Below are 25899 nucleotides of genomic sequence, written 5' to 3'. Positions count from 1 at the left end.
GATCCTGATGGTCGAGAAAGCAAAACGTCGCTTTTGTGAATGCGCCGAGATCAAATGCATCTGCGATGACGACGAAATCGAGACGACAATCGACGGCCAAGGCAAGATCGGTATGTGCTGCGGATGCGGCGCCAGCTACTCGCCGAGCCGAACGAAAATCGTAAACGGCGTTGAGTACGGGCCTTGTTGCCTGGGGGATTGGTAAATGAGCGATCTGACGACGGAGCAGGCGGCGGACTTTCAACCGCGTGAGAAATTATACCATCGCGAATTCGGTCTATGCTCTCTTGAGTTAATTGATAATGATCCCGATGATGCCCCGTACTCGCATAAAGTTAATTGGTATGACGAGAGGCCGGGTTACGTTGATCCGAAAGACCTTTCGCGCGTGCCGTGGCCTGATCCACTCCAAGCCCTGCGCGCCGTCGCGGCGGCGGAACGAGTGCGGGCGGAAGCTGCGGTGGCACAAAATCAATTGTTAAGAACGGCGATGGCCGTCGCAATTGGCCCTCTCAACGTAATCCAGGCAAATGCTTCCATGATTGTTCGGCGCTTTGATGAGGCGGATGTGGACCCGGTGGAGTGCTGCAAAAAGATACAGCAGTGGCGATTGAAGGCGCACGACGGATTGATGACAGCTCTGCGGCAAACGGTTGATGCTGATGAGGCGCCTCAGACGGAGCAGGATGCGACAGCAAACCAGGATATGGTAATTGGGCGCGGGCTGGCGCAGGTGTTCAGCGTAAAACCGAAAGCGCCGCAAACCTTCATGGGTGTGCCTATCGTAATCGATGAAACATTGCCAACTGGAACAATCTCGGTTACAGATCCTGTAAGTGGGCGCCGAGAGGTTTGGCGAATAATATCTTCGACGCACCCGTTCCCGACTTGCGAGGAGCGTGACGAATGATGCTAGAAAACGAACATCCCGCCGAGCAGAGCAGCGCGGAACTCTCCGAATGCCGCCAATACCGATATGTCCTGCGCCGTGTCTGGGACGCTTCCAAAGCGCCGGTCATGTTTATTGGCTTGAACCCGTCTACTGCGGACGAGACCGAAGACGACGCCACCATTTGCAAATGCCGCGCCTACGCTAAGCGATGGGGCTTCGGCGGCCTTTTCATGGTGAATGTCTTTGCCTTCCGTGCGCGCCATCCGGAGGCGATGAAGGGCGCAGCGGATCCCATCGGACCAATAAATGATGAAGTGCTGCTCTCCCAGGCGGCTCTGGCGGGAATGATCATCGCCGCATGGGGAGCGCACGGTGCGCACCGCAACGGGGCGCACCGTGTCCAAACGTTACTGACTTCCAACGGGTATCGCCTGCACTATCTGGACCTGACGAAAGATGGTGAGCCGCGCCACCCGCTTTATCTGCCAGGCGACCTAACGCCGAAGCCGCTCTGACGGAAACCGAAATCTATGTTGCTCATCATGAAAGAAATCACCCCTGGGAGTCGTCCAACGCCGGAGCAGATCGAGGAGGCGACGCAGACCGGCGAACTGCCAGTGCCGCCGCCCTACGTCGAACGCGCGGACGTTTTCGACAAGTGGTATCTCTATCTCGTCTACAAACGAACGAAGGCCGGCGAGTTCGACGTGCGGCCATCGCTGGGCGAGCTGATGCAGTCGGGCCTGAAACGAAGTTTCTGCTTCTCCGAGCGTAAAAAGACCGAGCGCATCATGGGCAAGCCGAAACCCGTGGCCGTGCGCGGCGCCAGCACGCCGCATCCACTCGTTTATGTGAGCGCCTACGAAGTCTTCAAAGTGCATTATCTCTACCATACGAACCGCCGAAACGTAGAGCGGCGATTCATGACGCGGCCGTCGGTAGACGAACTGGCGCGGACCAGCAACATCCCGGAACGTACATGCGAAGAGTACCGAGAGCGTTACGAGGGTGAGTTCGAGGCGATGATGGCGGCCTAATATACGTTATGTAATGTAATATAAAGTACGCCTATGCTGTTGAAAATGTGGGTGACCCACATTTTCAACATACCAAATGAGCTTACACTATAGACAGATACGAACAGGCGTGTGATAATGAAATCACTCCAGCATTAGGACGGCCCTTCACCCACGCGGAAGGCTCGCCGTTCCTGGAGGAAACCGTGACAGTCACCCAACAAAAAGGGGCGGCGACAATTTCCGAACCGTGGCGAGGTCACGTAACTAGGATCAGTGCGCCGCCCCGCTAGATTTAGATCAATGGATATTAAGATTTAACCGAATACCCCATCAGGAGCGCGAACGCCGACGTCTCCGTACAGAGAAATCCTAACCAGGGCGTGACAGCGGGAGAGACTGCACTTTATCCTTGGGTAGCTCAGCCTGGTAGAGCGCACGGCCTTGAAAACCGTGAGGTCGGGGGTTCAAATCCTTCCCCTCGGACCAGCGCCTTGCATGAAAAGTGCAATCCGGAGTGACGGACTTCGCGGGCCGTTCCTGGTAACCGGAATCATTTATGCCTGCGTAGCTCAATATAGTAGAGCGCCCGATTTGTCATCGGGAAGATGGTTGCTCACAGCGGCCCGCGGGCCCCAGAATTATTGATCGATCAATAATCGATCCGTTCACCTTCCTTCACTGCACAATCACATATCAGACGTCGAGAGAGCTAGACGTAAAATTGGCTGCTGCTGGACGCACTTTACGGTTATACGCCGTAAGTGTGTCCTTTTTGTTTGTCCTTGCTCATTTCATCCCCGATCTTCTTCCTTGCATCTGTGAGGCTCTCATGACAGCAAATCAAATCGTGCAAGCGCATCCCAATATCACCGCTGAGGGAATGGCGCTCTTTATGAAGCTTCCCGTGGACCGCGCGCGCAAAGTCCTCGCCGCCGCAAAAGCCTGGAACGCGGCGCCAATGACGCGGCGCCTGGAGGGCATGCGCCGGATCGCAGCCAAAGAAGTCAGCCTTCACGTCGAGAGCGTGGCCACCTCGCGCAGCTACCAGAAGCACGTTCGCCGCTACACCGAAGTTGAGGCCGAGCGGCATGATCTTTGCCGGCGAAGCGCGCCCGACCCGATGATGAAGCTCGATGTCAAGGACCACACGACACTGATCGACGGTTTTGACGACGTGACTGTCGCTCCGTGCGTTCTCGGTAAGCAGGTAGCAGACAAATCGCGCGTTCAGTTTTTCTGCGACCACAACGGCGTCATCGGGGACCTGATCACCCGCGCGAAGGCCGAGCGCAAGGCGGCCGTATGAGCGTCTTCTCTGCAACTATCGGCATTCTCGCCGCCGTCATGCTGCTGGCCGTCCTCTGGTGCGCCTGGCCGCGCGGCGGCGGATCTTGATTTCAAATCGCGTGCACTACCATGAACTCTGCTGTCTGGATGCGCTTTGTCCGCGACGGAGTGAGGCCGGAGACGGCGGCGATCCTGCTCGGATGCACGACGGAGTACGCGGCGGCGGAGATGAAGCGAGTCGAGAAGCGCGAGGCGGATCGCCAGGCGCGGGACGAGGCGGACCATCAACTGCAAAGCACCTGGAATAAACTTCGTAAACGGTAGGAATATTATGAACGCACGAACATTGCACGCAATTACGGCGCTGGGCGCACTGGCCGGTGTGATGCCGAGACGGTTGCTGATCGATCAGCCGCGAAGTTATAACAAGGTCTCCACTCGTCTTGTCAGGCGAATGCCATCGCAGAACAAATGGCCTTTTACTGGCGCGACGGGATTTTCGCTGGAGTCGCTTCGCGGCGCCCACGCCAAGCGGCTTTCGCGACAAGTTCGGAACCTGCGGCATGCCGCGCGCGGCGGATACGGCAAACTGGACCAGAGAACCGACGCACAGAAGCGCCAGGACGCCGAGGGTTTCTACGGCTACGGCGTCAATCCCCTAGTCGCTGCCGGCTCTGACTGAACGTCTGATGTGCGGCGCGCGCGGCGGATAGGGATTGAGACGCGATGAAAATGTACTCGCTGCTCCGTGGGCGCTCCTGACGCCTGCGGAGTAAACATTTCAGGAGACGCCTCAGGAGGGCGTCAAATATGCCAAGTTATCCTGGAGACGACGGATCTCTCATTCTACATTTCGGTTCTGGCGATATTGCGATCTGTCCTAGCAAAGGTCTTGACCGCGAATGTGAAGACGAAATCGCATTCATAGTCCATGAGCCGGGAGAAGTCGGACGCTATTACGGTGAATGGAAAGGAAAGTCCACGTCAGAACTCAACACGCCGGTTCGGATGATCTTCGATACCGTTGACGCGCTGGATGTTGTGGTCGAACAGCTGACGACACTGCGTTTCAAGATGACTGGAGATGAGCAGCCAACGTGCCAAGTACAGGCAGGTTTCGCCTGGACGGACATGGCGGCGAGCGCATACCGCGCCTACGCTGCATCAACCGGCAACAAGAACTTTCGCGGTGAGCCTATGCCAGCGTTTGATGACCTGCCAGTCGCCATTCAAACAGCGTGGGAGGCGGCTGTTCGGCATGTCGGCAACGCGATTGAGAACCCCCGTGCTTTGAATTCCACTAAAGAGCAAAGCTGGCAACACTGGGTTCGTCCACAGGATAAGGAAGCAAACCATGTGTAAGTGCACCCCCGGGATCCGGACCCCGTTTTGCGGCAAGCCTGGCTGTACGTGGACCGATGATCCTGAGGAGGTCGATCCTAAATCGCTGGCTGCTGAGAAAGCCGACTTCCTGCGCGCCGAAATGCAGAAAATCATCACTGTAGCTCGCGACTGCAAAAGCACGGGCCTCCTGTATAACCGCGAGCTTTCGGAAGCTATTACCTGTGCGGAGACGGCGTATCTCTGGTTGGAGCAGTTACCCGGCGGGAGTAAGTCGCTAGAGTTTGGCGGCTGAGACGTTCACCCTCATCAGAATCTACCCCCATATAGCACATGCTAGCCACCAAACGACAAATCGAGCGCGCGATGCTGTCGCGGCCGCTTCCGCCATCTCGCCTGTCGGACGAAGGGCGGATGGTGACGCGGTTCGAACCGGCCGAGGACCTTGCCGAGTGGGTCATGCGCGCGATCATCGACGAGGATGGGCCGCTCGCCAATCCCGCACACCAGCATCTGCGGACGGCGTCGATCGGGTTCCTCTGGACGAATGCGCCGAACTTTCGCGGCGGCCATGCGGTCGCCGGCATGACCGAGAAGCCGATCTGCCAGGGCAATCGCTGGCAAAAGGCGCGCCACGATCTTCAGCTGTCCGCATGGTTTCCCCGAAATCTCGATTTCCTGATCACCTTGGATGCTGTGTTCGCCGCCGAGAACCCCGACGTCAATTTTTGCGCGCTGGTCGAGCACGAACTTTACCATATTGCTCACGCCAAAGATCAATTCCGGATTAAGAAATTCAGCAAATCGACCGGCAAACCGATCCTGGCGCTCCGAGGCCATGATGTCGAGGAGTTTGTCGGTGTCGCCGAGCGGTACGGCGCCGGGGCGTGCGCCGGCGCGACGGCGGAGCTGGTGCGCGTCTCGAACCTGCCGCCGCTGATCGGTGAGGCGTCGATTCGGGCCGCGTGCGGCAATTGTCTGCGAATGGTTTAGGTGTGCGATGGGACGACCTAGGAAAGATGCGGCGAAGCCGCCGGTGGCGGCCAAGGGGGGTGTGGCGAAAGCCGACTCGCCGAAGGTGTCGGCTTCCACCGTGCCAGGTCCCAAAACGCTGCCATCAGATATCGTTACTTATATCATCGACCGGTTGGCGCAGTACGCTGGGCCAACAGAGATACGCTCCGAGATTATGGATTTGTTCGGACGGGATGTGCCGAAGGCGACGATCAATCGCTACAACCCTAACACGGTGCAGGGCGAAAAGGAAATGGCGGAAGCGCTGAAGGCTTTGTTTTTCGAGCGACGAGCTCGGTACCTGGACCGCCTTGACGACATCCCGATCGCGAATCCCGCTGTGCGGCTCCAAAAGATCCAGTCAGTTGTCGATCGCTGCGAAATCAACGGGAACGACGTCCTTCTCCTCCAGGCGGCAAAGCAGGCGGCGGAAGAGCGCGGCGGCGCTTATACGAACCGGCGCGAACTGACAGGCAAGGATGGCGGCGCGATCGCTCTCAAGAACGAACCGCCGGTGGAGCTCTCAAAGCTCAGCGAGGAGAGGTTCAAATTGCTTGAAAGCATCTATGCCGAAGCCGGCTCTGGAGATCTGGACACCGGCACAAATCCGAGCGGAGCGACGTCGGCGTGATATAGCCGCATGCCGCGCGCATCTGCGTGACTTTGTTCAGCATTCATGGCACATCATTGAGCCGGGAATGCCGCTGATCAACAACTGGCATGTGGACTGTATCTGTGATCATCTGGAGGCGGTGACTTTAGGTCACATCCGTGACCTGCTCATTAATATCCCACCCGGGCATATGAAGTCGCTCCTAGTTAGTGTCTTCTGGCCGGCATGGGAATGGATCCAAAATCCGCGCGAACGCTCTCTATTCTCGTCCTACGCCGTGGATCTTGCAATCCGTGATAGCGTTCGTTGCCGAGACCTGATCACTTCCGACTGGTACCAGGAGTGGTTCGAGCCGGACTGGAAAATGAAGGGCGACCAGAACGTTAAGTCCTGGTTTCAGAACGATAAGACCGGTTTTCGGTTTTCGATGTCCGTCGGCGGCCGCGCTACTGGTTTTCGCGGAAACAAGATCGTGGTCGACGACCCTTTGAACGCCAAGGAAATGCATTCGAAGGCGACCCGCGACGAGTGCATCTTCTGGTGGGACAAAGTGATGCCCACGCGGATCAATGATCCGCGTGGCGGCAAGCGCGTCGTGATCATGCAGCGTTTGCATGAAGAAGATCTGTCCGGACATATACTTGCGAAGGGCGGCTTCGAGCATCTTTGCCTGCCGTCGGAATTTGAGCCGGAGCGCCGTTCGCGTACATTCATCTTCTCCAAGGATAATGATCTTAATGATGGCGAAGACGAAATGCGCACTGAATTCTGGTCAGATCCGCGGACTGAGCATGGGGATCTCTTGTTCCCGGAGATGTTCACGAAGCAAGTACTCAGTCAGCTGAAAAAGGATCTGGGCGAAACGGATTTTGCCGGGCAGCATCAGCAGTCGCCGCGACCCGCCGCCGGCATCATCTTCAAAAGCCATTGGTGGCGCTACTGGGTTCCCAAAGGTCTGCTCGGCAAACTCCCGCCGATTACCATTGTCCTGGAGGACGGCTCATTCTTTGACAGCCCCGTCATCGAGATCCCTGAGGGATTTGAAACACTCCTCCAGTCCTGGGATATGTCGTTCAAAGACAGCAAGGGCGCGGACTTCGTCGCCGGGCAGGTCTGGGCTCAGGTCAAAGCCGATTGCTTCCTGCTCGATCAAGTTTGTGAACGCATGGATTTCACGGCCACGATCGCGGCCGTTCGCGCGATGACGGAGAAGTGGCCGCTGGCGCTCGCGAAACTCGTTGAGGATAAGGCAAACGGACCTGCGGTAATTTCCTCGCTGAAAAAAGAGATCCCGGGGCTCATCCCTATCGAACCCGAAGGTGATAAAGTCTCCCGCGCTCATGCCGTCACTCCGATGTGCGAGTCCGGAAATGTGTATCTTCCGCACCCTGCGCTTTATCCATGGATCAAGGTAACCCTCGACCGGCTGACAGCATTCCCAAACGCCGCCAAAGACGACGATGTAGACGCACTCACGCAGGCGCTCCGGCGCATGAGCAAAAAGAAACGCGTTTTCAAGTTGATGTAGACCTGGACAAGTACACCTATGACGCCATTCAAATTGTTCGAATATGCGACGGCTGTCGCCGGCGGCGTCGCCGAACTGGGCGTCGTCCTGATCGTGCTCGCGCTGGGCTCTCTGGCCGCGATCGCGTACTTCAAGAAGCCGGAATAACAATCCCTTATGGCAGTCTTCAAGGCCGGAAAACTAAATACCGGGAAGCTGCCGGGCCTCCGCCAGCAGATCCGTCGGGGTTTGAACGCGGTCCTGTCCATTAAGGATGGCGGCGTGACGGCCGAAGGCGACGCCGGATGGAGTGTGCTCTCCGGGCGCAATCATCAGTATTACCGGGGCAGCGTCCGCAACTGGCAAAACGAGGCGGGACCGCTCTGGGAAAACCCGGCGATCTCGATCGGAATCCAATATATCTTCAACAAGGTCGCGGAGCCGCGCCTTCAAGTCGTCTCGGATCCCGACGGAACGCCCACGCCGATCCCCGGGCACGCACTGATTCAGCTGCTTCGCAGGCCCAACGGCGAATACAGCTGGCGCGCGATGCTCCAGGCCTGCGCTGCGTCCTATAAGCTGGACGGAAACGCCTATATCGTCAAGGTGCGCGGGTCCGGTGGGTACGGGTCCGTTCAGCAGCTCTGGTATATCGCGCACTGGCAGATGGAGCCTCTGGCGCCGCTCGGGAACGGGCCGACCGAGTTCTACAAGCGCACGCTCCCAAATGGTAAGACGGAAGTCTATGCGCGCGCCAACGTCATCCACTTCAAGAACGGTCTCGATCTGGAGAACAACCGGAAGGGCTACGCCCCCTTCCGCGCTGAGTTCCGCGAAGTCGTCTCCGACAACGAGATCGCGACGTTCACCGCGTCGATCCTGAAAAACCTCGGCGTCGCGATCATGATCTCCCCCGTCGGCGACGACGCCGAGATGGACACGGATACGGTCGACGAGCTGAAAGACAAGGTCCGGGTAGGTATTTCGGCGGACAACCGGGGCGGCCTGGTCATGCCCTCGATTCCCGTACGCGCCGATCGCATAGGATCCACCCCGCAGGAAATGGCGCTCGACACCATCGGGGACCGTCCGGAGTCGCGGATCTTCGCCACGCTCGGCATCGAGCCGATGGCGGTCGGACTTCCCTCCGGCAACACGAAGTACGCGAACAAAAAAGAGGCGCGCGAGGCGTCCTACGAAAACGGCATCATCCCGATGCTTTCCGTGTTCGGGGAGACACTCACGGATGAATTGCTGCCCGATTTTCACGCCGGGCAAAAGAGTGCGCCGGACGAGGTCGTCGCGTTCAACTACGACAAAGTCCGTGACCTTCAGCCGGACCTCGACGCCAAGCACAAACGCTTCTGGGGCGACTTCAAGAACGGTATCGGCAAACTGAGCGAAGCGCGCGCCGGTCTTGGTTACGAGAAGGACGAGCAGATTGACGGATATTATTTCGAGTTGATGCCGGCAAAAACCGCAACGCCCGACGGATCCCAGGGCGTCAGCGACGATCCTGACGCCGCCGACAAGTAGATCTATCGTAAGAGTAGATCTGCCGAGAGAATAGATCTGTCGTAAGAATAGATCTGTCGTAAGAATAGATCTGTCGTAAGAATAGATCTGTCGTGAGATCGGAACTCTTTGATTCTCACGACATTCCCCCGACGAAAGCCTTCCCATGAGTGACATCACAGTCGTGAATAATCTCACGCGCGTTGACAAATTCTTCAATCTGAAGGCTGCCAACACGTCCATCGAAGACAACTATATCGATTCCGTGCCTTCGGTCATGGGCGTGATGGATGAAGGCGCGGATGTGATCTTCCCGGGCGCGTTCACGAAGAGCGGGGCGCTGGAAAGCTTCCTGAAGCGTGGATTCGTCCCTACCGACCACAAATGGGAGTGGACGGAGATCGTCGCGATGCCGATTTCCGCGAAGGAGGACGGCAACAAGCTCGTCAGCCGCGCGGTCTTCCACACCACGCAGAAGGCGCAGGACGCCCGCACGATCTGCATGGAGCGCCTGGCGCAGGGACTTTGGATCGGCGAGTCCGTCGGCTTTGGCATGTACGCCGGCGATTACAAATGGTTTGCCTCCGGACAGGCGCTGCTGACCTGGGCTGAGGCGAATGGATACGACCTGTCCCTTTTTGATGCGGATGGGATCAAGTCCTGGAAGACGACGTGCCGGGGCATCATCAATATCCCCGAGCTTTATGAATATAGCATTGTCCCGGTCGGCATGAACCGCTGGGCGGAGGCGGTCGACGTGAAATCAGACAATCAAAAATCCGGACAGATCACCCTTGCCGCCTTGCCGGCCTTGCTCAAGGAGCTCTCCGACGCCGGCGCGCCGATCACGCTGCCTGACGGAACCGTGCTCGTCCCGAAATCGGCGCCGGCGCCGGGCGGAGCGCGCGAACTGGTGGCGATCGCCAAAGACGGCAAGGTGACGCTGAAGGGCGAGTACCTGGGCGATATCGAGATCGATATGACGCTGAGCGCCGCCTACGATCTGTGCTACACGATGTACTACATCGTCGCCGCGCAGCTGCGCGGCAACTGGTCCTGGGACGATGTCGCCGGAGACTATGTCCGCGTGCGCCCTCCGCTCGCCGATGCGCTGGTCGCCATTGAAGGCGCCGCAGGTGAGTTCACGGACGTACTGCTCCGTGTGATCGAAGCCATTATGTCCGGCGTCGAAGGCGCGCAGGACGCCGAAGAAGTCGAGGTCGAACTCGAAGCGATGGCGGGCGGCCCCGACGTCAAACAATTGTCCGATTCCCTGCATGCCGGGGAATCGTTTCAAAAACAGCTGGGAACGGTGCGTGCTGCCGTGAAGAGCTGCTCCGATCGCGCGAAGGCGATCCATCTCATCCGCGTCAAGGAAGGGCGGGCGCTGTCGGAAACCAACCGGCAGAAGCTCACCTCGCACCGCGACGCGCTGGCGGACTGCGTCAAGGCGATCGACGATCTGCTGGAGGAGACAAAGAACAACGCGGAAGAGGCGACTGAAAAGTCACTTGAAGTAAGTGAAAAGCTTGCTCCGGCCGCGTCCGTTCTCAAGGCTCGGCGTGATTTCCTGATCCAGGAGCTGGCGGGAGTCCTCGGCGAGTAAAGTCTCGGCAGAAAAATTCACAAAACCAGCGAACCATTCTTGATATGGTCCGCAGCACTCACATTTCCCGATAGACAGCACAAAATAGCAGCCTTTGACCGAAGGAGCCCGGCGCGGATAGCGCGCCTGGGCTCCTTTTGTTTTGGGCTGCTTTTTCATGTGCCTGTCTTCGCATTTCCCGGCGGCGCTCACGGCGCCGCGAGACACAATCCATGAAAACACTGCAAGAGAAGATGGCGGCGCGCGAGCTGCTGGTCAAGCAGGTCAAAGACCTGTTCGCGAAGGCTGAGCAGACCACCGAGGACCTGGACGCTATCGAAAAAGCCAACGACGAGATCAAGGCGCTGGACGCCGAGATCGTCCGCTTGAAGAGCATTGAAGATATCCGCAAGGCGAACGCCGAGCGGGAAGCCGAGATCGCGACTCTGGGCCAGCGCCCGGAACTTGGCAACAGCGCGCCGACCTTCGCGGAAAAGACCGGCATCGTCCCCGTGGAGTTTAAACTCTCCCGCCCTGAGAACTTCCTCAAGATCACGAACGATCTGGAGAAGGCGCAGACCAAGGCGTATCGCATGGGCCACTTCCTGCTGGCGACCCTTGGCAACAACGCCAAGTCCCAGGCGTGGTGCGCGAAGAACGGGATCGAGCTTCGCTCCCAGAGCGAGACCGATAACGCCGCCGGCGGCTTCCTGGTGCCGGCTGAGTTCGACAACGATTTGATCGTCCTCCGCGAAATCTACGGCGTCTTCCGCAAGTATGCGAAGAAGTCGACCATGCGCAGCGACACCAAGATGGTTCCGCGCCGCACCGGCGGCCTGAAGGCGTACTGGGTCACCGACGGGCAAGGAATCACCGAGAGCCAAAAAGGCTGGGACATGGTGACCTTGATCGCGAAGAAGCTCGCGTGCCTTGCGCTCTATTCGAGCGAGCTGAACGAAGACGCGATCATCGACATTACGAACGACCTGGCCGGCGAGATCGCGTACGCGTTCGCGCTGACCGAGGACTTCGCGGGCTTCGTCGGCGACGCCACGAGCGCTTACGGCGGCATCACGGGCGTCACGAATAAGTTCCTGGGTCTCAGCGCAACCGTCGCCAATATCGCCGGCCTCTATGTGGCGAGCGGCGCCGGCTACGCGAATAACTGGGACAGCATCACGCTGAAGGACTTTGGCAAGCTGAAGGGTCTCTGCCCGCAGTACGCGCTCCAGAAGGACGCGGCCTGGTACTGCTCCCAGGCGTTCTACTCGGACGTCATGGAAGCACTGATGCTCGCCGCCGGCGGCGTCACCGCGATGGAAGTGGCGATGGGCCGCAAGGAGCTGACGTTCATGGGCTATCCCGTGCGCATCAGCCAGGCGATGCCCCAGTCCTCGGCGCAGAACCAGATCCCGGTCTTCTTCGGAGACCTGAGCCTGGCCGCGCTGTTTGGCGATCGCCGCGAGACCACGATCGCCACGTCGAGCGAGTACCGCTTCGCGAACGACCAGCTTGCCATCAAGGGCACTGAGCGCGTCGATATCATCGTGCATGACATCGGCAACGCGGACGCCGTCGCGGCCAACCGCAAGGTCGGCCCGCTCGTCGCGATGATCACGCCGAACGCGTAATCATCGGCCCCGTCCTCGTCCTAAACAGACCTCGCCTTTGACCAAAATCCTCCGCTCCATCCGCCCACGCGCACCGCCCACGGCGGTGCGCGTGGGCGGCGGGGCGGATTATCTACGGCGCGCCTGCTGGCGCCGGGAGAGAATGAATATGATCGGTACTCACAACTTTAAGAAGGTCGTCGCAATCGCGCCGGCGTCCTTCACCAACGGCGCGACCGCGTCGGGGATCATCGATACCGCCGGTTTCGACGCGATGACGCTGGATCTAATCACGTCGCCGGCCAATAACGCCACCAACTCGCCGACGGTCCTCAAGCTCCAGGAAGCGGATGTGACCAACGCCACATCGTTCACCGACATTCCCCAGTTTGTCGGCGGCGGCGCGGGCGGCTTCGCCATCCCGAATGAGAAGACCGTGGCTAGCACCGCCCCGTTTGCCTCGTTCAACGTGGACCTTCGGAGTCGCAAGCGCTATATCCAGGTCGTGGACGTTCCGCAGACCACGCAGATCGTCAGCGCGATCGCGCAGCTCGGCCGCGCGGAGCAGACGCCCGTCGGCGCGGCGTCGCAGAACGTTGCTGTCGTTGTTACTGGCTAACTGGTCTGCTGAAATCAAATGCAGGCTAAGACCAATACAGTCTTAGCCTGCGCTTAAAAGCGCATTCATTTTCCAGGTTCCTCGGGAGGGAGCAATTATGGACGATCAAACTACAACGGCCTCTAAAGAGCCAAAAGATTTTAACAGCGATGGTCCCGTTCAAGAAAACATCACAACTCAGGCAGTCGCAAAGCGAGCCTTAGAAGTGATGAAGTGGGCAGGATGTGCATGCGGATGGTATGACCACACCGCTGAGGGCGGTCCAACAGTCGAAAAAATGGAGAGCGATCTCCTATTTCTAGAAGCCGTGGCTGATGGTGACGACGAAAAGACCATTCACAAAAAAATAGTTGCCCTGCGCGCTAAGCAATTAGGAGATGACTTTAAAGTCCTTCTTTATAAAGCTGAGTTGCCGACAAGTTATGACAGATAGGCGAAAGCCAAAAAATAGGCTTCGGCCAAACCATAGCCCTGCGAGCGCTCCCGACGCTCGCAGGGTGAAATTGTATCGGGGGCGTCTCGGGAGGGCGTCAGCAGATGGCATTAACAGAGCAAGAAGTCGCGGAGATCAATTCTCTGCTCGCTGAGTCGGGCAAGAGAGCCGCGCGCAAGATTTTCCTGGAAGTGGAAGCGAAGAGACTCCTCGAGGAATCGATGGCGGCCAACGAAGAACTAAACAATCTGCGTTTTGACTATTGTCCCGCACAGCAGCGGATTAATGAAATTCTTCGCGACGCTTCAATTCGTGAATCTGCGTGCCCAGGCGAAGTTCCGGGGCGTGTTGTAGAAAACGCCATCGCATGTGGGGACGACAACCAGGCGCTTGCTGAAGACGAACGCCCGCTGAATCGCTATGCAGTGGATTATGAGTTTGGGGCAGCAAAGTTCTACACACGATCTATCGACATAGACGAAGCGCGGCTCGAATTTTATGACTGCGCCAACGAATGCTTCGGTATTCGTAAGTCGATTGGAGACGTAAAAATCAACCTTGAGGCGGAGAACGTCCACCTGCCTGTCCAGGATGCGAAACAGATCTCCTATTTCACTCACGCACTTCTATACGGCCAAACTTCAGGTATCGGAGACGAAGTCATTTTCGACCGGCGTTATAAGACGGCAAGCGGTGAGGGGTGGAAACTTCAAAACGAGAGCGGAGAGCGTTGCACCTGCGCGACGCGTGGCAGCGCCGAACTTGCCTGCGAAGTGCATCACTTCTGGGTTGAAAATCATAACCACGTCTGCCCATGCACCAATCCGTCGTGGGAGGCGCCGCACAAATGAATCCTCAAAACCTCCTTTTGAATCTAGGCTCTGGGGATCTTCCACTTCGCGGCCACATCAATATCGACCGCAAATACGAAAAGGATGTCCTTCACGTGGACGAAGACACCATTCTCTGGCGCGGCGAAGTCTACCCACTGGCTTTCGATGATGAAAGCGTCTGCGGCGTGCGCGCCTCACACGTGTTGGAGCATTTCAGCCATCGCGAGACGATGGCGGTCCTGGCCGACTGGGTTCGCGTCTTGAAGCCGGGCGGGCTTCTCTGTGTCGCCGTCCCGAACTTCGAATGGATCGCAAGGCGCTACCTCGAATCCCTCACCAATTCCGCCGCCGCCGCGCTTCCGCTGGAAGGGTATCTGATGGGCGGGCATGTGGATGATAATGATCACCACGGCGCCATTTTTGATGAGCAGAGCCTGCGCGCGGCAATGGAGCATCTGGGACTGGTCAACATCTACACATGGGATTCCGAAGTCGCGGACTGCGCCTCGCTTCCCGTTTCGCTGAACCTGGTGGGGATGAAACCTCTTCCGGCGGATTATTCATCGATCAATAATCCTGCTCCTGGACGAATAGAGAACCCACACGGGTTTGCTGTGGGCGATCAAGTTTGGGACAATTCCGGCGACTGTGGAAACGGCTTTGGCGATGTCTTGGAGATCTACGAAAAGCACCCCAATTGCGTCAAAGTGTATTGGGAGAATGAAGGCAATCTTTGTGTGGTCCATTGCTCAATTCTAGATCATGTCGCTGATGTTAAGACAGTTCCACAGGACAGCGTGAAAGCATCATCAGGTCCGGATTTGCGCTTTGCCTCCATCGTCATCAAGCCCGGCGACGTCGCGGCCGTGGCTACCGTACCGCGCCTTGGCTTCACGGACACGCAGTTCTGCATTATCCGCGCCGTCTGCGCCCATCCGATCAGCTTCGAGCAGAGCGGCGGCGTATTCTGGGACCAGGGGATGACACGCGTCTTCGAAAGCCATATGGACGACGGGACGAAGTATCTCCTGGCGATCGATTATGATTCGCTTTTCACCGCTGAGGATGTGCGGACGCTGTATGGCGTCATGGAAGCGCGGCCCGACATTGACGCGCTTTGCCCGGTCCAGATCCGGCGCGAGAACGATCATTCGCTCTTTACCGTGGAAGGCGACGACGGCAAGAGCGCAACCGAGATCGATTATTCACGTTTCGAGACGGACGTTCTGAAGATCCGAACCGGCCATTTTGGCCTGACGATGATCCGCGTGGACGCGCTGCGCCGCCTGCCGCGTCCCTGGTTCCATGCCCGGCCCGACGACGCCGGCCGCTGGGGCGACGGGCGCGTGGACAGCGACGTCGCCTTCTGGCTCCAGTGGGCCGAGGCGGGCAACTCGCTGTACCTGGCGAACCGTGTCCCGATCGGTCACCTCCAGCTCATGGCAACCTGGCCGAGTGAGGAACTTGGTTTGAAGACTCAGTATGTCAGTGACTGGCTGAAGACAGGGAAGCCGGCGGGCGCGTGGCAATGAAAATCCCTCACAATCACGCACGGGCACTTCAAAAGTATCGGTGGGAAACGATCCCGCTTCAGATCGTGAAGATTGATCAGAACGCTCACGATGCATTGATGCCGTTCCTACTTTCGGAAAGGGACGTTCGCGAGCATCCGGATTGGCCGCAGTGGTTTCCCTACAAGCTCGCCGAGCCGCACCAGCGCCAGGCGATGGTAAACCATGGGCAGACGCTCCGGCGTCTTGCCGAGCGCGGCGGCCTCGGCCACCGAGAACTTTACCATATTCTGCGCGACGAGCGGTTCCGCCATACCGGCCACCCTGGCGCCGTCTCCGACGAAGTCGCCGCGCTTTATCTGCAAGAACTGATTGAGGGCTATGAGCCCTCAATCGAAGGACATCAGCCATGATCATCAAACTGAACGAAAAATGGGACGGGAAGAACCGGGGCGATGTGGTGGAAGTCGGCGCCGGCGTCGGGCAGCTTCTGGTCGGACGCGGCGCGGCGGAGGAACTGCCTGCGCCGGCCGGCAAGTCCGTGAAGGCGCCGCCCGTCGACAAGATGGTGCGCGGGCCTCAGGAAACAAAGTAAAAGCGGCGAAAAGCCATAGAGGAGACGAAATAATGGACACCGGGTACCCCGACGCCTCCGACTTCCGCAAGTTCCTGCTGGGCGCAGGGCAGCGTATTCCCGATGATCTGGATGTGGAAACGAAGATCTTCTCGGCCATCACGGAGTGGGAGGACGGGACCGGTTTCGCGCCGTTCCTCGCGGACGACACCACGGTCGGCTCGCGCTCCTTTGATCCGCCCAGGACCTCGCGCGATCTGGACCTTGGCGCCGGTCTCGTGGAGCTAACCTCGCTGACCGTCGCGGGAACGCCGTTTGTTCTGGGGCGAGATTTCTACGCGTATCCGCAGAACGCGCTCGCGAAGGGTAAGCCGATCACGTACCTGCGTTTTTACTCGCGGCCCGGGTCGTCGATCATGCAATCGATCGTTGTGACGGGCAAATGGGGCTTCACGACGGCGCTGCGCGCGAACGTACGCAATGCGATCCTGTGTAAGGCGGCGCTGCTATCGGCGCCGGAACTCGAATTCTCCATTACGAACGGTGTGGCCGTGGCGGAAGACATCAAATTCGCAAGCGGTAATTTCAAGCCCATCGGCACTCTAATCGAAGAATGGAGACGGATCTTCAAAGAGACGCTTCATGGTGGCGGCTACCGACGCATTAGTGTCTAGCTAGCGGAGAGACTGATGCTAAACCCGCCCGTCGTCAACAGATTAGGCGCAAATATTGCCCGGCAAAAACTGCACCATATCGTCGCATACGGATCTATGGCGACGGTCGGCGCTGTCAAGACGCACGCGAAGCGCAAACCGATCGCGCTGACGTCCGTGGCGCAGCACTTCTCCAGCCGGGACGGCGGCGGACCGATCATCGATCCTGCAATCTACGAAGTCCCTTCCCTCGATTTCCTGATCAATGGCGTGCAGATCGATCCCCAGCCGCTACAAACATTGATCTGGCATGGCGGGACGAATAAAGTGCATCGGGTCGATGCCGATCTGATCGCGGATACCCTGATCACTTATCACCTGGTCGCTTGCCGAGCGCTACTCGCCGTCGATGCCAACAATAACCCGTTGTCTCCCTGCGAGACGGTTCACCACTGGACGCCGCAGACGCAGGCCCAGCGCACGGACTCGGTCACCAAGAAGCTGAAGGACACAGGCTTTACGGACGCCGGCAAGGTTATCGCCTATCTGGAGCCGTTCACCGATACCGAGAAACTGATGGCGGGCGGCTCCATGGACACGCGCGAAGTGCGAGTCTTCACGAGCATTCCCCTAGCGCTCAAGGATGTGATCGTGCGCGCCGACGGCACGGCCTGGGCGATGAATGGGCCCAGCGAAGTTTTTCCGTCCACGGGAGATCAGCGCGGTATCGCGCGCCATCTCGCGCAGGTTCCCGCCGGCGTCAGCTTCTGAGCGTGCTTCGGATTGGATTCCATATGGCCATCGCTTTCAACGTCTCCGGCGCGATCAATTTGTTCGCGGCCATTATCGTCGATGTGCTGACGATCGCCGGCGAGACCGTGACGGCGCTTCCTCAGATCACCTCCGTCCAGCAGGTGGAGTTCGAAGGGGCAAGTCTGCCGCTGACGGTCCTGGAGTACGGCGACGCGGTGAGCGAGCAGCAGGGAACAGGGGAGCTCATCAGCGTTCCGATCACTGTTCATCATATTCGCGCACTGGAAGCCGGGACCGGAAACGCGGCGGATACGATCCTGGCGCGCCTCCAGGCGATCGCGCAGCGAGTGCGATCGGATTACCGGCTCCAAAGTGTGACGGTGATGGGCTCGCCCTATATTGAAGGCGTCGAGGAGATCAGTATGGCGCTCGGCGATAAGAGCGAGATGCAGAAGATGCTAAACGGCACCGACCAGCAGGAGAGTCTGGCCGCCGCATCGCTCGGTGTCGTGGTCAAGTGGTTCGAATACTGGACGTGATTACTCCCCGTGAAACCTAAGGACCGGCTTTCGGTTTTTTTTGAATATTGTTGTAGACCCTCGCGACCTTGCTGGAAATTCCAGCAAGGTCGCTTTCTTGTGGAGCCCAGGCTCCGGAGCATAGACCCATGATGAAAGACTGCGTGTGCGGAACGCCGCACCGGCTGCCCGATGTCCCGAGCTTAATTCCCTCAAGCTACGGATGCGCATTTTGCGGAGCCCAGTACGCAAACGGGGAGTTCGTCAAATCGAGCGCGCCGGCTGCGACGGTGGAAATCGATCCGAACTCCCCTCTGACCGGCGGAGCGCCGCTCAGCACTCCTGTGCAGATCAACAGCACTGCGGTACCGACCAACAACTCCGCGCAGTCCACCAGTCCGAATCTATCCACCAGTCCAGATCAATCCGCCAAGCCCGCTGCGGGAAAGGAAAACTAAGCCATGCCTGGACCAGTACTAGCGCATCAAAAGCGCCATCAGATGCGGGATGTGACGGTTATGTCCTGCACCGGCTTCTCAGGCGGCACAGCGGGGACAACAATCGCCTTCATCGCACTCGCGGAAACGTGTACGATCAAGCCTCCCAAGCGTATGTATGGCGATACCACGTCGAGCGCAGATACGGTGGAATCGTCACGCCCGCTTCGGTGGGGAACAGGATCGGTGACGCTGGTCGGTTTTTCGGACTATGACGCGAACCAATTCACGGCGATCTTTGTTCAGGGCGCTTACGCGACATTCCAATTCACATCGTCGACGACCGGTGAATCCTGGCAGCTCCTTTGCCGCTGCGAGGACCTCGATATCGCGCTCGGAAAAGATCAGACCAAAAACACGCTGACCCTCACGGTCGAAGGCGCGCCGTTCTACGCGGCGAGCGGCAGCACGCTCGCGATCGTCTCGCTCGACTAAAGCCCACGGCTATAAAATCCCTATCAAGGACGGTTACGAACAATGTATCTGACTAAAGAGCAGTTATTGGCCTACAAAAGCCCTGAGCCACTTGAGGAGGATTTTCTCGTGGAGGAGCTTGGAGGTAGCGCTCATATCCGTGGCGTTACTAAGAAAGACGAGCTTGAGGCCGTGAATGCGGAAATAGAGCACTTGAAGAGGTTGCCAATTCCCGTGACGCACCCGGTTACCGGGCAAGTCTACAAGCCGGACCACGGCGATATCAAAGCGGCGTGCTGGGTGTCTGCGTGCGTCACGGAACCAAAATTGACAGCGCTTGAATGGCTTCAGTTCGCGGCGGAAGGATTCGCATTTCTGGGCGCCCTCCATGTCCGGGCCTGGGTTTGCTCACGCCTTATTTCTGATCCGCTAAAGCCTGGAGATGAGGAAGTTCCTGACGGTATCGGCGCTGCCAAGGCTGAGATCAACGAAGGGGAAGAGGGCGGCGACCCTTTGGAGTAAGGTGGCGCGCTTTCTGCCTGAAGACGCTCCACACGACTCCAGAGGCATACAATCGAATGAATCCAGGTATCCCGCTAACGGAAATGTATCGTAACCTCGCAATGGAAGAAATTTTGATTGAGAGTAAGTCACAGACTTGGGATGATGTATTTGATCAATAGCGCCAGGATGAAGTAAATGGCATTCGTGACCAATGCGGGGGCTCTTGCCGCTCGAAAACGTATCCTGGCCGGTAATATCGAAGCTCGTTTCCGAACGGCTGCAAAACTGCATGCAACCGAAATGAAAAGAGTGGCGGAAAATCTCTCGCATGGCAGCCTTACGAAAAAGGACTTGAGAGATAAAGGCAATCCGTACGCCACTCGTCTGCCGGCTGGCAGCGCAGGATTTCCTGACTACCTGATCAATATTGGTGGCGGCGATTTCGCGAACTCGTGGCGGACGCGGGTTCAGCAGTCGGGAAACCGGTGGACGGTATCAATTTGGAACGATTCTCAACACGCGAAGTTCATGGTCGGCACCGTCCGGGAGCGCAAGCGCGATATCATGCGCGTCGTCGTCCTGAAAACGACGAAATCGTTCCACGATGCTGTCGATAAAGAAATCAAACGCGGGATTGCGGAGAACAATCGCTCTTCCGCTCCGGTGAGCGGGTCTACGGGCAGTTTTGGCGCAATGGGAGAAGGTTCGGCGAGCGTAGGCGGATACAGCGCCTTTAGCGCTGTATCGATAGGTGTCACTGCGGGATTATTCGCGGCCGCTGGCGCGGTGTATGATGGGGTGTCGGAGAATTGATCGTCGCCGATGGCGCAGCAGAAGGACCGCTCTCCATTCGGGAGAGCGGTCCTTCTATGATGGACGGTCCTTGCCGGCCGCACCACGGCGTGCTAAGGAGTAGGATCGACAGGCATGAGAGTGAAAAAGGCGTCTGCTCTCAAGAGCATTTCTTCTACACTATCGAACTCGTAGATTTCGCCGAGGATCATTTTTGATCCGCTACGAGTTATCGAATCAATGACTGCCGCCTGCCATGCTGGACGACAACGCCATAACTTAAGGAGCATTGCCGTTGGGGCCGAAACACGGACAGCCACCAATTGAGCCGATACATCACTTGTGAAGCCAAGTCTGACTCTTATAGAAACAAATTCAGGGATGATTTGGATTGCGTAGAAATATCCTTGTAGATCTGACGGGGCCATTTCCTTTTGGTGCTCCACTCCACAACCACGTAACTTTCGCACCAGTGCCGCATCTTCGTTCGTAAGAGCGGAAACTGCTTGCCCGCGCGATCCCAGCGTGCGCGGTAAGGTAATGATTTGGAACCCAGATTTCTTGATGAATTTGAGTAGACTAGATCTGTCAAGTCCCAATTCTTCAGCAAGTCGGAATATTGGTATGTGCATCATCGAGTTACCCTGCTTTCTGGTGAAGTGTCCAAAGGTTAAACGCCCGGCTTTCAATTGCCAACGCCGGTGGGCAGTCGATCCCAAGCCCAATGAGTTCGATCCGCGCCGCCTCGCGGTAAGGCTGACGGCCTTTATCATCCATTCCGGACCAATCCTGTTTCTTCGTGCGACGCGAAAGAGTTCTCGATTCGTGAGACACAACGACTTCGCAAACGATGTCGCCGAGGCGGCCTTTTTCTTCGTCTGTTTTTTTCTCCGGAGAAAGAGGATCAAAAAACGAAGAATCTGGAGAGAGAGTATCTTGCGCGTTAGCGCGCGATTCCGGCGCTATTTCTTCAATTCTTTTTTCTCTTTCTTTTTTGTTTTCTTTTAGATTATCTATTATGGGGACACCTCCGTCCCTAGCGTGGTGACGTACGTGTCCCGATGACAGGACCCACGTGTCCCTAGGGTCGGGATCTGTAGATCCCGAGGAGAGGACCTGTGGATCACTAAGGACCTGTGGATCACTAAGGACCTGTGGATCACTAAGGACCTGTGGATCACTAGGGACCTGTGGATCACTAGGGACCTGTGGATCACTAGGGACCTGCACCGTGCAGTACGTAATATAGATATGCCGTTGATTGCGACGGTCCTTGTGAACAATGCTTCGGATCATTTGGCGTTTCTCGATTTCGGACAGCAGTCTCTTGACATGGCGGTCACTGACGCCGATTCGCTTCGCGAGATAGGCGTTCGACGCCCAGCAGTAACCGTGCCCGGAAGCGAGCGAGGAGACAAGGCCGAACAAGAGTTTCTCGTTCGGCTGCAAGTCCGTTCGCGCAAGGACGGAATCCGGGACCATGATGAAGGTTTCGTCGGCCTGTTCGGACATGGTTAATCCTGCTGCTCGGTCCAGAATTTGGGGTTGTCCACGATGTGCTCGACCATGCGCGCGATCCGGTGATCGACGGTATCATAACGAGATCCATTAAAACCTTCGTAGTCGTCGTGATGATCGAAATCGCGCTCAAAGCTCCATTCCGTATTCCAGAGGATCGCGTGCGTCATTTCATGCGCCAGCACCCGGATCTGCTCCTTGGCGGACAGCCTCGCGTCGTAGATAATGAGGGTCGCTCGGAGCTTATTCGTGTTGTGTTCGGATGCGTTGATCTCCGGGATTTTCCAGCATATCCCGCGTGTCTTATCGACCAAATGCGCGATCTCTGGCTGCGCCGCACACCAGAAAGAAACCGTCTTCACCATCAAGGCGACGATGTGAGCCGCCCTCACCCAGTTTCTGACGTCCGAGCGGTCTCCCTTCACGAGACTTTTAATCTTGAGTGCGACAGCAGATGCAATGTCCTGCTTCTCGCGTCGCGAAATCGTACGGAAAGTCGGCTGGTTTTGAGGATCATTTTGCAGGACCATTAGTTCACCGCCTTCTGGGCGCGGCTCATCTCAAGCCGGCGCTGAACCGCGTCGATGACGGCGGCGGCGAGATGATGGCGACGGCTCGGGCAGCGCGCGGACCATTCCAGTCCGTCGTCACCTTTCTTGCAATAGACGGTGAAGCGCGATCCATCGATCGTAACATCCATGGCGCTTTGGAGAAACTTACCGGAGAAGTCCGTGAGCGTTCCCCACTCGTTGCGAACGAAGGACGCGCGGCTGATGATGTCTTGAACGGAATAAAAGGTCGCGGAGATTGCGGCGCCGTCGGCGGCGGCGATACGCGCGCTCTGGCGGTCCTGCTCGCGGATCCAGGATAGCTCGGCGAAATTCTTTGGGGCGGCGGCTGCAACTTTTTGTGCGCCTGTTGTGTCAAAATACATTGTGAGAGTCATCCTTTCGCACTGCGCCGATCGTTACTTTTTCCAGGAGAGACGGTCGGCGTTTTTCTTTGAACTTAATATATTGTAACACATGTCGCATTATTTGTCAAGTATAAAGATGCACACGTTGCAATATATTATGCTATAATGAATCCATGGTACTTATAGGAATGCCGGATGCGGCGACAAAGGCCGGAGTTTCGCGCTCAAGTATAAAAAGGGCTTTGGAGAATGCAGGAGTAAACCTTCACAAGATCAATGAGCGAGCATGGGCAGTCGAAGAGACAGACTTACAAGCCTATCTTGAACGGCGAGGTGGGTCGTTGGAGCGCGGGCGGCCCGCAGGGTCACCTAATCGCTTGAGAAAGGGACATGCCCCATCACATCTGCGTGACGCGTTCTGTGAATGGTGCGACTTGACTGAGGAATCCAGTGTTGTGGAAGTGGGCGGAGAAGACAAGCCTATTCGTTGGCTGCTTGGTCGTCTGTGGAACTGTACAGATGTATTGGCGGCGGTGTATTGCCAAAACCTAGAGATCCCAGTAGGCTCGACTTACGCGGTTGCGGTACGCGATGTGATGTCTAAACTGGGCGAAGAAGCAGAATAACGGCAGCCAAAGTTCGTAGGCTCTCCTAAAATGACGAATTTTTGAAGCTTCTCCCAGAATAGCGCGATACTGACACCAATACAAGAAAACGAGCCTCGGCAACTGCCGAGGCTCTTGTTGTTTCCGATTGATTAATTCCCAGGCGCCAGGACTCAAAGGATTGCGTTCAGTTCTCCTGTGAAAGTGTATTCCATATGTCATTCGAGACGATGCTGACGCGCGCAATTCTTCAGGACGATTTCAGCCCGGTCCTGCGGAAAATTGCAAATAATCAAGACGAATTCGCCGGCAAGACCGCTCGCCTGAATGCCATGGGGAATGTTTTCCTGGGCGCAGGGTCAGCCGCTCTCGCGTTTGGCGTGAAGTCCATCAAAGTTGCAGGCCAGCTCGATGAGATCAAGAAGGCAATGGCGGCGGTCGAAGGCGCCCAAAAGGCTGCGTTTGATCTCGACTTCGCCCAGAAGTACGGTCTGGCTTCCAAGGCGACATACCTCGAAATCAGTCAGGCCGCCCAGTCGCTCGTTCTTCATCAGATGAGTGTCAAGGATAATCTGAAGGACATCGCCGACCTTGCGGCGGCAACCGGGAAGCCTCTTCAGGAAGTGGCGAATCTGTGGGAGCGTCTCCAGACTGGGCGAACGGGATCCGCGCTCGGACAGCAAGGCTTCCCTCGCCTTGGCATCAGTACAGCGGCAGTCTTTGAGGCGGCCGGGTTACCGTATAAGCCAGGACAAACCGTTCAAGGCAAAATTACCCCGGAGCAGGCGTTTGCGGCGATCCGTTCGATTATGGCCAAGCGCGGGGATACCGGTCTCGACGAGAAACTATCACGGACGACATTATCCGGCAGCTCCTCCATGATCGAAGACTCGATCACCGGTCTTCAGGCGAATCTAGGAGCGGCGAAGCTAACCACAACGATCGCAATTCTCAACAAGGTTGCGGATTCCATCAATAATGTGTCTGACGCAATAAAAAACGTTCCTGGCGCTGGAGACAAATTCCTCGGTATGGCCGCCGGACTGATCGCGGTGGGGACCGCGCTCAAAATCGCGAGCTCTCTTCGTGATTTCAGGACATCCGCCAACCTCGCGAAGATTGCCGCCGATTCCTCCGGCAAAGGATTCAAAGGTCTTGCCGGAGCCAAAAAACTTGCAGAAATCGCCGCGAAGGACGAGAACAAAGCAGAGATCGATAAGCTCGGCACTCTGGATAAAGAAAAAGGCGAACTCGGCAGCACCATTACGAGATGGCAGGCTCTCAAGAACCTGCTTGCCTCTATGCCTGGAAAGATCGGCTTCATGGGCGCGGCGGAGGGGGCGACCGGCCGAATCGCGAAAATGGGCGGCTTCGGGCTCAAAGGAACCGGCGCCCTCGTTCCCGGTCTCATCGGCGGGGCGATACTCGCAACTCCTGCGATCATGGCGGCCGTCGGCGCATACAAAATCCTCGGCGAGCAGATGGCCGAGAACGACGCAAAGCTGCGCGGGGACGGCGTCACGGATCTATCCGCCCAGATCAACCGTATGGCCGACCTGCGCAAGAAGTTGCGCGATCATCCTAATGATCCGAAGCTTCTGCGTGAGATGGCCCAGACGCATGACATGTTCATGCGTCTGGGCGGCGCGCCGCAGCGCGCCGCGATGAAAGCCAAGGCAGCCGCTGAGGCGAAGACTGCTGGCGACATGTCGAAAGCCGATGCCGCCACTCGCGCCAAGGAAGCCGCCGGCGAGGCCGCGAACAAATACGAACTGCCGGCGGACCTCCAATACAACATCAAGCACGATGAGCGCGAGCTCGCGCTCCTGAAGGACCAGCACGCCACCCAGCAGCAAATGAACGCCGCGAAGGCGACCGAGATCGCGCACCTCATGAAGGCGCATGACCTGCTGCTGGCGAACGCCAAGCTCGCCACCGACGATCGAGCGAAATACAAGCTGCTGGACGAGGCGGAAGAGTTCCAACAAAAAGCGCGAATCGCCAAGATCGCCGACAAACGCGATTTGATGGATCGAACGATCGCGACGATCATCGGCGGCGGCGGAATTTCCGACGACGAGGTCCTGAAGCGCACAGGTATTGGCCGGCGCTTCTTCCGTTCCCTCGGCGGCCCGGGGGCGAAGACGGCGGATCCCATGAAGGCTGCGCTCCTCCAGGCGGCGAAGCGACCAACCATCATTAACATTTCCCTTGACGGCAAGGTTCGACAAACGCTCAAGCAGGAGACGGCTGACGAAGTGCTGGCGGTTCTCGCCACGATGTTCGGCGGCAGCACGACCGGCGGTCGCCTGGGCGCACAGCATTAAATTTGGCGCACACCAATTCATTACTAATTCATTATCGCCGCCTCCAGGA

35 protein-coding genes are annotated in these 25899 nt (G+C 57.5%); 31 read left to right on the top strand and 4 right to left on the bottom strand.

The window, feature by feature from the left end:
* Positions 1-7 precede the first annotated feature (7 nt).
* From D5261_RS27720 to D5261_RS27580, 29 genes are all read left to right on the top strand, one after another.
* The gene (locus tag D5261_RS27720; RefSeq protein WP_119324821.1) at positions 8-205 is read left to right on the top strand and encodes a hypothetical protein; all 198 of its coding nucleotides are present in this window, start codon (positions 8-10) and stop codon (positions 203-205) included.
* Entirely contained in the window at positions 206-910 is a 705-nt protein-coding gene (locus D5261_RS27715) for a KH domain-containing protein (protein ID WP_119324822.1), read from the top strand. It begins immediately after the preceding gene.
* On the top strand, positions 907-1407 hold the full coding sequence (locus D5261_RS27710; RefSeq protein WP_218025775.1) for a DUF1643 domain-containing protein: 501 nt from the start codon (positions 907-909) through the stop codon (positions 1405-1407). Before D5261_RS27715 ends, D5261_RS27710 begins: the two co-directional genes overlap by 4 nt.
* A gap of 15 nt (positions 1408-1422) precedes the next feature.
* A complete protein-coding gene (locus D5261_RS27705) occupies positions 1423-1929 on the top strand; it encodes a hypothetical protein (RefSeq protein WP_119324823.1) in 507 nt (168 codons plus the stop codon).
* A gap of 811 nt (positions 1930-2740) precedes the next feature.
* A complete protein-coding gene (locus D5261_RS27700) occupies positions 2741-3217 on the top strand; it encodes a hypothetical protein (protein WP_119324824.1) in 477 nt (158 codons plus the stop codon).
* Between the two features lie 110 nt (positions 3218-3327).
* The gene (locus D5261_RS27695) at positions 3328-3522 is read left to right on the top strand and encodes a hypothetical protein (RefSeq protein ID WP_119324825.1); all 195 of its coding nucleotides are present in this window, start codon (positions 3328-3330) and stop codon (positions 3520-3522) included.
* A gap of 7 nt (positions 3523-3529) precedes the next feature.
* On the top strand, positions 3530-3880 hold the full coding sequence (locus tag D5261_RS27690; RefSeq protein ID WP_125206357.1) for a hypothetical protein: 351 nt from the start codon (positions 3530-3532) through the stop codon (positions 3878-3880).
* Positions 3881-4008: 128 nt separating this feature from the next.
* On the top strand, positions 4009-4560 hold the full coding sequence (locus D5261_RS27685; protein ID WP_125206358.1) for a hypothetical protein: 552 nt from the start codon (positions 4009-4011) through the stop codon (positions 4558-4560).
* Complete coding sequence (locus tag D5261_RS27680) at positions 4553-4834, top strand: hypothetical protein (protein WP_119324828.1); 282 nt, start codon at positions 4553-4555, stop codon at positions 4832-4834. The genes D5261_RS27685 and D5261_RS27680 overlap by 8 nt, the downstream gene beginning before the upstream one ends.
* 38 nt (positions 4835-4872) lie before the next feature.
* Positions 4873-5532 carry a putative metallopeptidase gene (locus tag D5261_RS27675; RefSeq protein WP_218025776.1) on the top strand — a complete coding sequence of 220 codons (660 nt, stop codon included), beginning with the start codon at positions 4873-4875 and terminating at the stop codon, positions 5530-5532.
* A gap of 7 nt (positions 5533-5539) precedes the next feature.
* On the top strand, positions 5540-6184 hold the full coding sequence (locus tag D5261_RS27670) for a DUF2280 domain-containing protein (RefSeq protein ID WP_119324829.1): 645 nt from the start codon (positions 5540-5542) through the stop codon (positions 6182-6184).
* Entirely contained in the window at positions 6120-7694 is a 1575-nt protein-coding gene (terL, locus tag D5261_RS33565) for a phage terminase large subunit (RefSeq protein ID WP_354673140.1), read from the top strand. The genes D5261_RS27670 and terL overlap by 65 nt, the downstream gene beginning before the upstream one ends.
* Positions 7695-7712: 18 nt before the next feature.
* Positions 7713-7841 (top strand): hypothetical protein, encoded by a 129-nt coding sequence (locus D5261_RS27660; protein WP_301002288.1) that lies wholly within the window; start codon positions 7713-7715, stop codon positions 7839-7841.
* A 9-nt stretch (positions 7842-7850) separates the two neighbouring features.
* The gene (locus tag D5261_RS27655; RefSeq protein ID WP_119324831.1) at positions 7851-9209 is read left to right on the top strand and encodes a phage portal protein; all 1359 of its coding nucleotides are present in this window, start codon (positions 7851-7853) and stop codon (positions 9207-9209) included.
* Between the two features lie 145 nt (positions 9210-9354).
* Positions 9355-10794 (top strand): hypothetical protein, encoded by a 1440-nt coding sequence (locus D5261_RS27650; RefSeq protein ID WP_119324832.1) that lies wholly within the window; start codon positions 9355-9357, stop codon positions 10792-10794.
* Positions 10795-11006: 212 nt separating this feature from the next.
* Complete coding sequence (locus tag D5261_RS27645) at positions 11007-12404, top strand: phage major capsid protein (protein ID WP_119324833.1); 1398 nt, start codon at positions 11007-11009, stop codon at positions 12402-12404.
* A 148-nt stretch (positions 12405-12552) separates the two neighbouring features.
* The gene (locus D5261_RS27640) at positions 12553-13002 is read left to right on the top strand and encodes a hypothetical protein (protein ID WP_119324834.1); all 450 of its coding nucleotides are present in this window, start codon (positions 12553-12555) and stop codon (positions 13000-13002) included.
* A 97-nt stretch (positions 13003-13099) separates the two neighbouring features.
* Positions 13100-13435 carry a hypothetical protein gene (locus tag D5261_RS27635; RefSeq protein WP_119324835.1) on the top strand — a complete coding sequence of 112 codons (336 nt, stop codon included), beginning with the start codon at positions 13100-13102 and terminating at the stop codon, positions 13433-13435.
* A gap of 104 nt (positions 13436-13539) precedes the next feature.
* Positions 13540-14286: a hypothetical protein gene (locus tag D5261_RS27630; protein ID WP_119324836.1), complete on the top strand. Its 747-nt coding sequence runs from the start codon at positions 13540-13542 to the stop codon at positions 14284-14286.
* Entirely contained in the window at positions 14283-15800 is a 1518-nt protein-coding gene (locus D5261_RS27625; protein WP_165864642.1) for a class I SAM-dependent methyltransferase, read from the top strand. Before D5261_RS27630 ends, D5261_RS27625 begins: the two co-directional genes overlap by 4 nt.
* A complete protein-coding gene (locus D5261_RS27620; protein WP_119324838.1) occupies positions 15797-16192 on the top strand; it encodes a hypothetical protein in 396 nt (131 codons plus the stop codon). Before D5261_RS27625 ends, D5261_RS27620 begins: the two co-directional genes overlap by 4 nt.
* On the top strand, positions 16189-16374 hold the full coding sequence (locus D5261_RS27615; protein ID WP_119324839.1) for a hypothetical protein: 186 nt from the start codon (positions 16189-16191) through the stop codon (positions 16372-16374). The genes D5261_RS27620 and D5261_RS27615 overlap by 4 nt, the downstream gene beginning before the upstream one ends.
* A 32-nt stretch (positions 16375-16406) precedes the next feature.
* Positions 16407-17027 carry a hypothetical protein gene (locus D5261_RS27610; RefSeq protein WP_119324840.1) on the top strand — a complete coding sequence of 207 codons (621 nt, stop codon included), beginning with the start codon at positions 16407-16409 and terminating at the stop codon, positions 17025-17027.
* 15 nt (positions 17028-17042) lie between these two features.
* Positions 17043-17777 carry a hypothetical protein gene (locus D5261_RS27605; RefSeq protein WP_125206359.1) on the top strand — a complete coding sequence of 245 codons (735 nt, stop codon included), beginning with the start codon at positions 17043-17045 and terminating at the stop codon, positions 17775-17777.
* 23 nt (positions 17778-17800) lie between these two features.
* Positions 17801-18298 (top strand): hypothetical protein, encoded by a 498-nt coding sequence (locus D5261_RS27600; RefSeq protein WP_119324842.1) that lies wholly within the window; start codon positions 17801-17803, stop codon positions 18296-18298.
* A 128-nt stretch (positions 18299-18426) separates the two neighbouring features.
* Positions 18427-18735: a hypothetical protein gene (locus D5261_RS27595; RefSeq protein WP_119324843.1), complete on the top strand. Its 309-nt coding sequence runs from the start codon at positions 18427-18429 to the stop codon at positions 18733-18735.
* Between the two features lie 3 nt (positions 18736-18738).
* A complete protein-coding gene (locus D5261_RS27590; RefSeq protein ID WP_119324844.1) occupies positions 18739-19209 on the top strand; it encodes a hypothetical protein in 471 nt (156 codons plus the stop codon).
* 42 nt (positions 19210-19251) lie between these two features.
* On the top strand, positions 19252-19710 hold the full coding sequence (locus D5261_RS27585) for a hypothetical protein (RefSeq protein WP_119324845.1): 459 nt from the start codon (positions 19252-19254) through the stop codon (positions 19708-19710).
* Positions 19711-19887: 177 nt separating this feature from the next.
* The gene (locus D5261_RS27580; RefSeq protein WP_125206360.1) at positions 19888-20505 is read left to right on the top strand and encodes a hypothetical protein; all 618 of its coding nucleotides are present in this window, start codon (positions 19888-19890) and stop codon (positions 20503-20505) included.
* A 92-nt stretch (positions 20506-20597) separates the two neighbouring features.
* Here the strand turns inward: D5261_RS27580 and D5261_RS27575 are convergent, their stop codons facing one another.
* From D5261_RS27575 to D5261_RS27560, 4 genes are all read right to left on the bottom strand, one after another.
* Positions 20598-21119 (bottom strand): hypothetical protein, encoded by a 522-nt coding sequence (locus D5261_RS27575; protein WP_125206361.1) that lies wholly within the window; start codon positions 21117-21119, stop codon positions 20598-20600.
* Between the two features lie 4 nt (positions 21120-21123).
* Positions 21124-21996 (bottom strand): helix-turn-helix domain-containing protein, encoded by an 873-nt coding sequence (locus tag D5261_RS27570; protein WP_119324848.1) that lies wholly within the window; start codon positions 21994-21996, stop codon positions 21124-21126.
* 2 nt (positions 21997-21998) lie between these two features.
* Complete coding sequence (locus D5261_RS27565) at positions 21999-22394, bottom strand: hypothetical protein (protein ID WP_125206362.1); 396 nt, start codon at positions 22392-22394, stop codon at positions 21999-22001.
* 137 nt (positions 22395-22531) lie between these two features.
* The gene (locus D5261_RS27560; RefSeq protein ID WP_125206363.1) at positions 22532-22936 is read right to left on the bottom strand and encodes a hypothetical protein; all 405 of its coding nucleotides are present in this window, start codon (positions 22934-22936) and stop codon (positions 22532-22534) included.
* Between the two features lie 416 nt (positions 22937-23352).
* Here D5261_RS27560 and D5261_RS27555 point away from each other — a divergent pair, with 416 nt between their 5' ends.
* Positions 23353-23544 carry a hypothetical protein gene (locus D5261_RS27555; RefSeq protein WP_125206364.1) on the top strand — a complete coding sequence of 64 codons (192 nt, stop codon included), beginning with the start codon at positions 23353-23355 and terminating at the stop codon, positions 23542-23544.
* Positions 23545-23738: 194 nt separating this feature from the next.
* Positions 23739-25850, top strand: a complete 2112-nt coding sequence (locus tag D5261_RS27550) for a tape measure protein (protein WP_119324851.1) — start codon at positions 23739-23741, stop codon at positions 25848-25850.
* The last annotated feature ends 49 nt before the right edge of the window (positions 25851-25899 follow it).

Source organism: Capsulimonas corticalis (assembly GCF_003574315.2).
In the GTDB taxonomy this organism is placed as follows: Bacteria; Armatimonadota; Armatimonadia; order Armatimonadales; family Capsulimonadaceae; genus Capsulimonas; species Capsulimonas corticalis.
The sequence above is the reverse complement of the archived record's forward strand: the minus strand, read 5'-3'. Positions and strand labels throughout refer to the sequence as shown.

What these genes read in the sequence shown, in the direction of transcription:
- D5261_RS27720 (WP_119324821.1), top strand. Translation starts at nt 8, where the DNA reads ATGGTCGAGAAAGCAAAACGTCGCTTTTGTGAATGCGCCGAGATCAAA.
- D5261_RS27715 (WP_119324822.1), top strand. Translation starts at nt 206, where the DNA reads ATGAGCGATCTGACGACGGAGCAGGCGGCGGACTTTCAACCGCGTGAG.
- D5261_RS27710 (WP_218025775.1), top strand. Translation starts at nt 907, where the DNA reads ATGATGCTAGAAAACGAACATCCCGCCGAGCAGAGCAGCGCGGAACTC.
- D5261_RS27705 (WP_119324823.1), top strand. Translation starts at nt 1,423, where the DNA reads ATGTTGCTCATCATGAAAGAAATCACCCCTGGGAGTCGTCCAACGCCG.
- D5261_RS27700 (WP_119324824.1), top strand. Translation starts at nt 2,741, where the DNA reads ATGACAGCAAATCAAATCGTGCAAGCGCATCCCAATATCACCGCTGAG.
- D5261_RS27695 (WP_119324825.1), top strand. Translation starts at nt 3,328, where the DNA reads ATGAACTCTGCTGTCTGGATGCGCTTTGTCCGCGACGGAGTGAGGCCG.
- D5261_RS27690 (WP_125206357.1), top strand. Translation starts at nt 3,530, where the DNA reads ATGAACGCACGAACATTGCACGCAATTACGGCGCTGGGCGCACTGGCC.
- D5261_RS27685 (WP_125206358.1), top strand. Translation starts at nt 4,009, where the DNA reads ATGCCAAGTTATCCTGGAGACGACGGATCTCTCATTCTACATTTCGGT.
- D5261_RS27680 (WP_119324828.1), top strand. Translation starts at nt 4,553, where the DNA reads ATGTGTAAGTGCACCCCCGGGATCCGGACCCCGTTTTGCGGCAAGCCT.
- D5261_RS27675 (WP_218025776.1), top strand. Translation starts at nt 4,873, where the DNA reads ATGCTAGCCACCAAACGACAAATCGAGCGCGCGATGCTGTCGCGGCCG.
- D5261_RS27670 (WP_119324829.1), top strand. Translation starts at nt 5,540, where the DNA reads ATGGGACGACCTAGGAAAGATGCGGCGAAGCCGCCGGTGGCGGCCAAG.
- terL (WP_354673140.1), top strand. Translation starts at nt 6,120, where the DNA reads ATGCCGAAGCCGGCTCTGGAGATCTGGACACCGGCACAAATCCGAGCG.
- D5261_RS27660 (WP_301002288.1), top strand. Translation starts at nt 7,713, where the DNA reads ATGACGCCATTCAAATTGTTCGAATATGCGACGGCTGTCGCCGGCGGC.
- D5261_RS27655 (WP_119324831.1), top strand. Translation starts at nt 7,851, where the DNA reads ATGGCAGTCTTCAAGGCCGGAAAACTAAATACCGGGAAGCTGCCGGGC.
- D5261_RS27650 (WP_119324832.1), top strand. Translation starts at nt 9,355, where the DNA reads ATGAGTGACATCACAGTCGTGAATAATCTCACGCGCGTTGACAAATTC.
- D5261_RS27645 (WP_119324833.1), top strand. Translation starts at nt 11,007, where the DNA reads ATGAAAACACTGCAAGAGAAGATGGCGGCGCGCGAGCTGCTGGTCAAG.
- D5261_RS27640 (WP_119324834.1), top strand. Translation starts at nt 12,553, where the DNA reads ATGATCGGTACTCACAACTTTAAGAAGGTCGTCGCAATCGCGCCGGCG.
- D5261_RS27635 (WP_119324835.1), top strand. Translation starts at nt 13,100, where the DNA reads ATGGACGATCAAACTACAACGGCCTCTAAAGAGCCAAAAGATTTTAAC.
- D5261_RS27630 (WP_119324836.1), top strand. Translation starts at nt 13,540, where the DNA reads ATGGCATTAACAGAGCAAGAAGTCGCGGAGATCAATTCTCTGCTCGCT.
- D5261_RS27625 (WP_165864642.1), top strand. Translation starts at nt 14,283, where the DNA reads ATGAATCCTCAAAACCTCCTTTTGAATCTAGGCTCTGGGGATCTTCCA.
- D5261_RS27620 (WP_119324838.1), top strand. Translation starts at nt 15,797, where the DNA reads ATGAAAATCCCTCACAATCACGCACGGGCACTTCAAAAGTATCGGTGG.
- D5261_RS27615 (WP_119324839.1), top strand. Translation starts at nt 16,189, where the DNA reads ATGATCATCAAACTGAACGAAAAATGGGACGGGAAGAACCGGGGCGAT.
- D5261_RS27610 (WP_119324840.1), top strand. Translation starts at nt 16,407, where the DNA reads ATGGACACCGGGTACCCCGACGCCTCCGACTTCCGCAAGTTCCTGCTG.
- D5261_RS27605 (WP_125206359.1), top strand. Translation starts at nt 17,043, where the DNA reads ATGCTAAACCCGCCCGTCGTCAACAGATTAGGCGCAAATATTGCCCGG.
- D5261_RS27600 (WP_119324842.1), top strand. Translation starts at nt 17,801, where the DNA reads ATGGCCATCGCTTTCAACGTCTCCGGCGCGATCAATTTGTTCGCGGCC.
- D5261_RS27595 (WP_119324843.1), top strand. Translation starts at nt 18,427, where the DNA reads ATGATGAAAGACTGCGTGTGCGGAACGCCGCACCGGCTGCCCGATGTC.
- D5261_RS27590 (WP_119324844.1), top strand. Translation starts at nt 18,739, where the DNA reads ATGCCTGGACCAGTACTAGCGCATCAAAAGCGCCATCAGATGCGGGAT.
- D5261_RS27585 (WP_119324845.1), top strand. Translation starts at nt 19,252, where the DNA reads ATGTATCTGACTAAAGAGCAGTTATTGGCCTACAAAAGCCCTGAGCCA.
- D5261_RS27580 (WP_125206360.1), top strand. Translation starts at nt 19,888, where the DNA reads ATGGCATTCGTGACCAATGCGGGGGCTCTTGCCGCTCGAAAACGTATC.
- D5261_RS27575 (WP_125206361.1), bottom strand. Translation starts at nt 21,119, where the DNA reads ATGATGCACATACCAATATTCCGACTTGCTGAAGAATTGGGACTTGAC.
- D5261_RS27570 (WP_119324848.1), bottom strand. Translation starts at nt 21,996, where the DNA reads ATGTCCGAACAGGCCGACGAAACCTTCATCATGGTCCCGGATTCCGTC.
- D5261_RS27560 (WP_125206363.1), bottom strand. Translation starts at nt 22,936, where the DNA reads ATGTATTTTGACACAACAGGCGCACAAAAAGTTGCAGCCGCCGCCCCA.
- D5261_RS27550 (WP_119324851.1), top strand. Translation starts at nt 23,739, where the DNA reads ATGTCATTCGAGACGATGCTGACGCGCGCAATTCTTCAGGACGATTTC.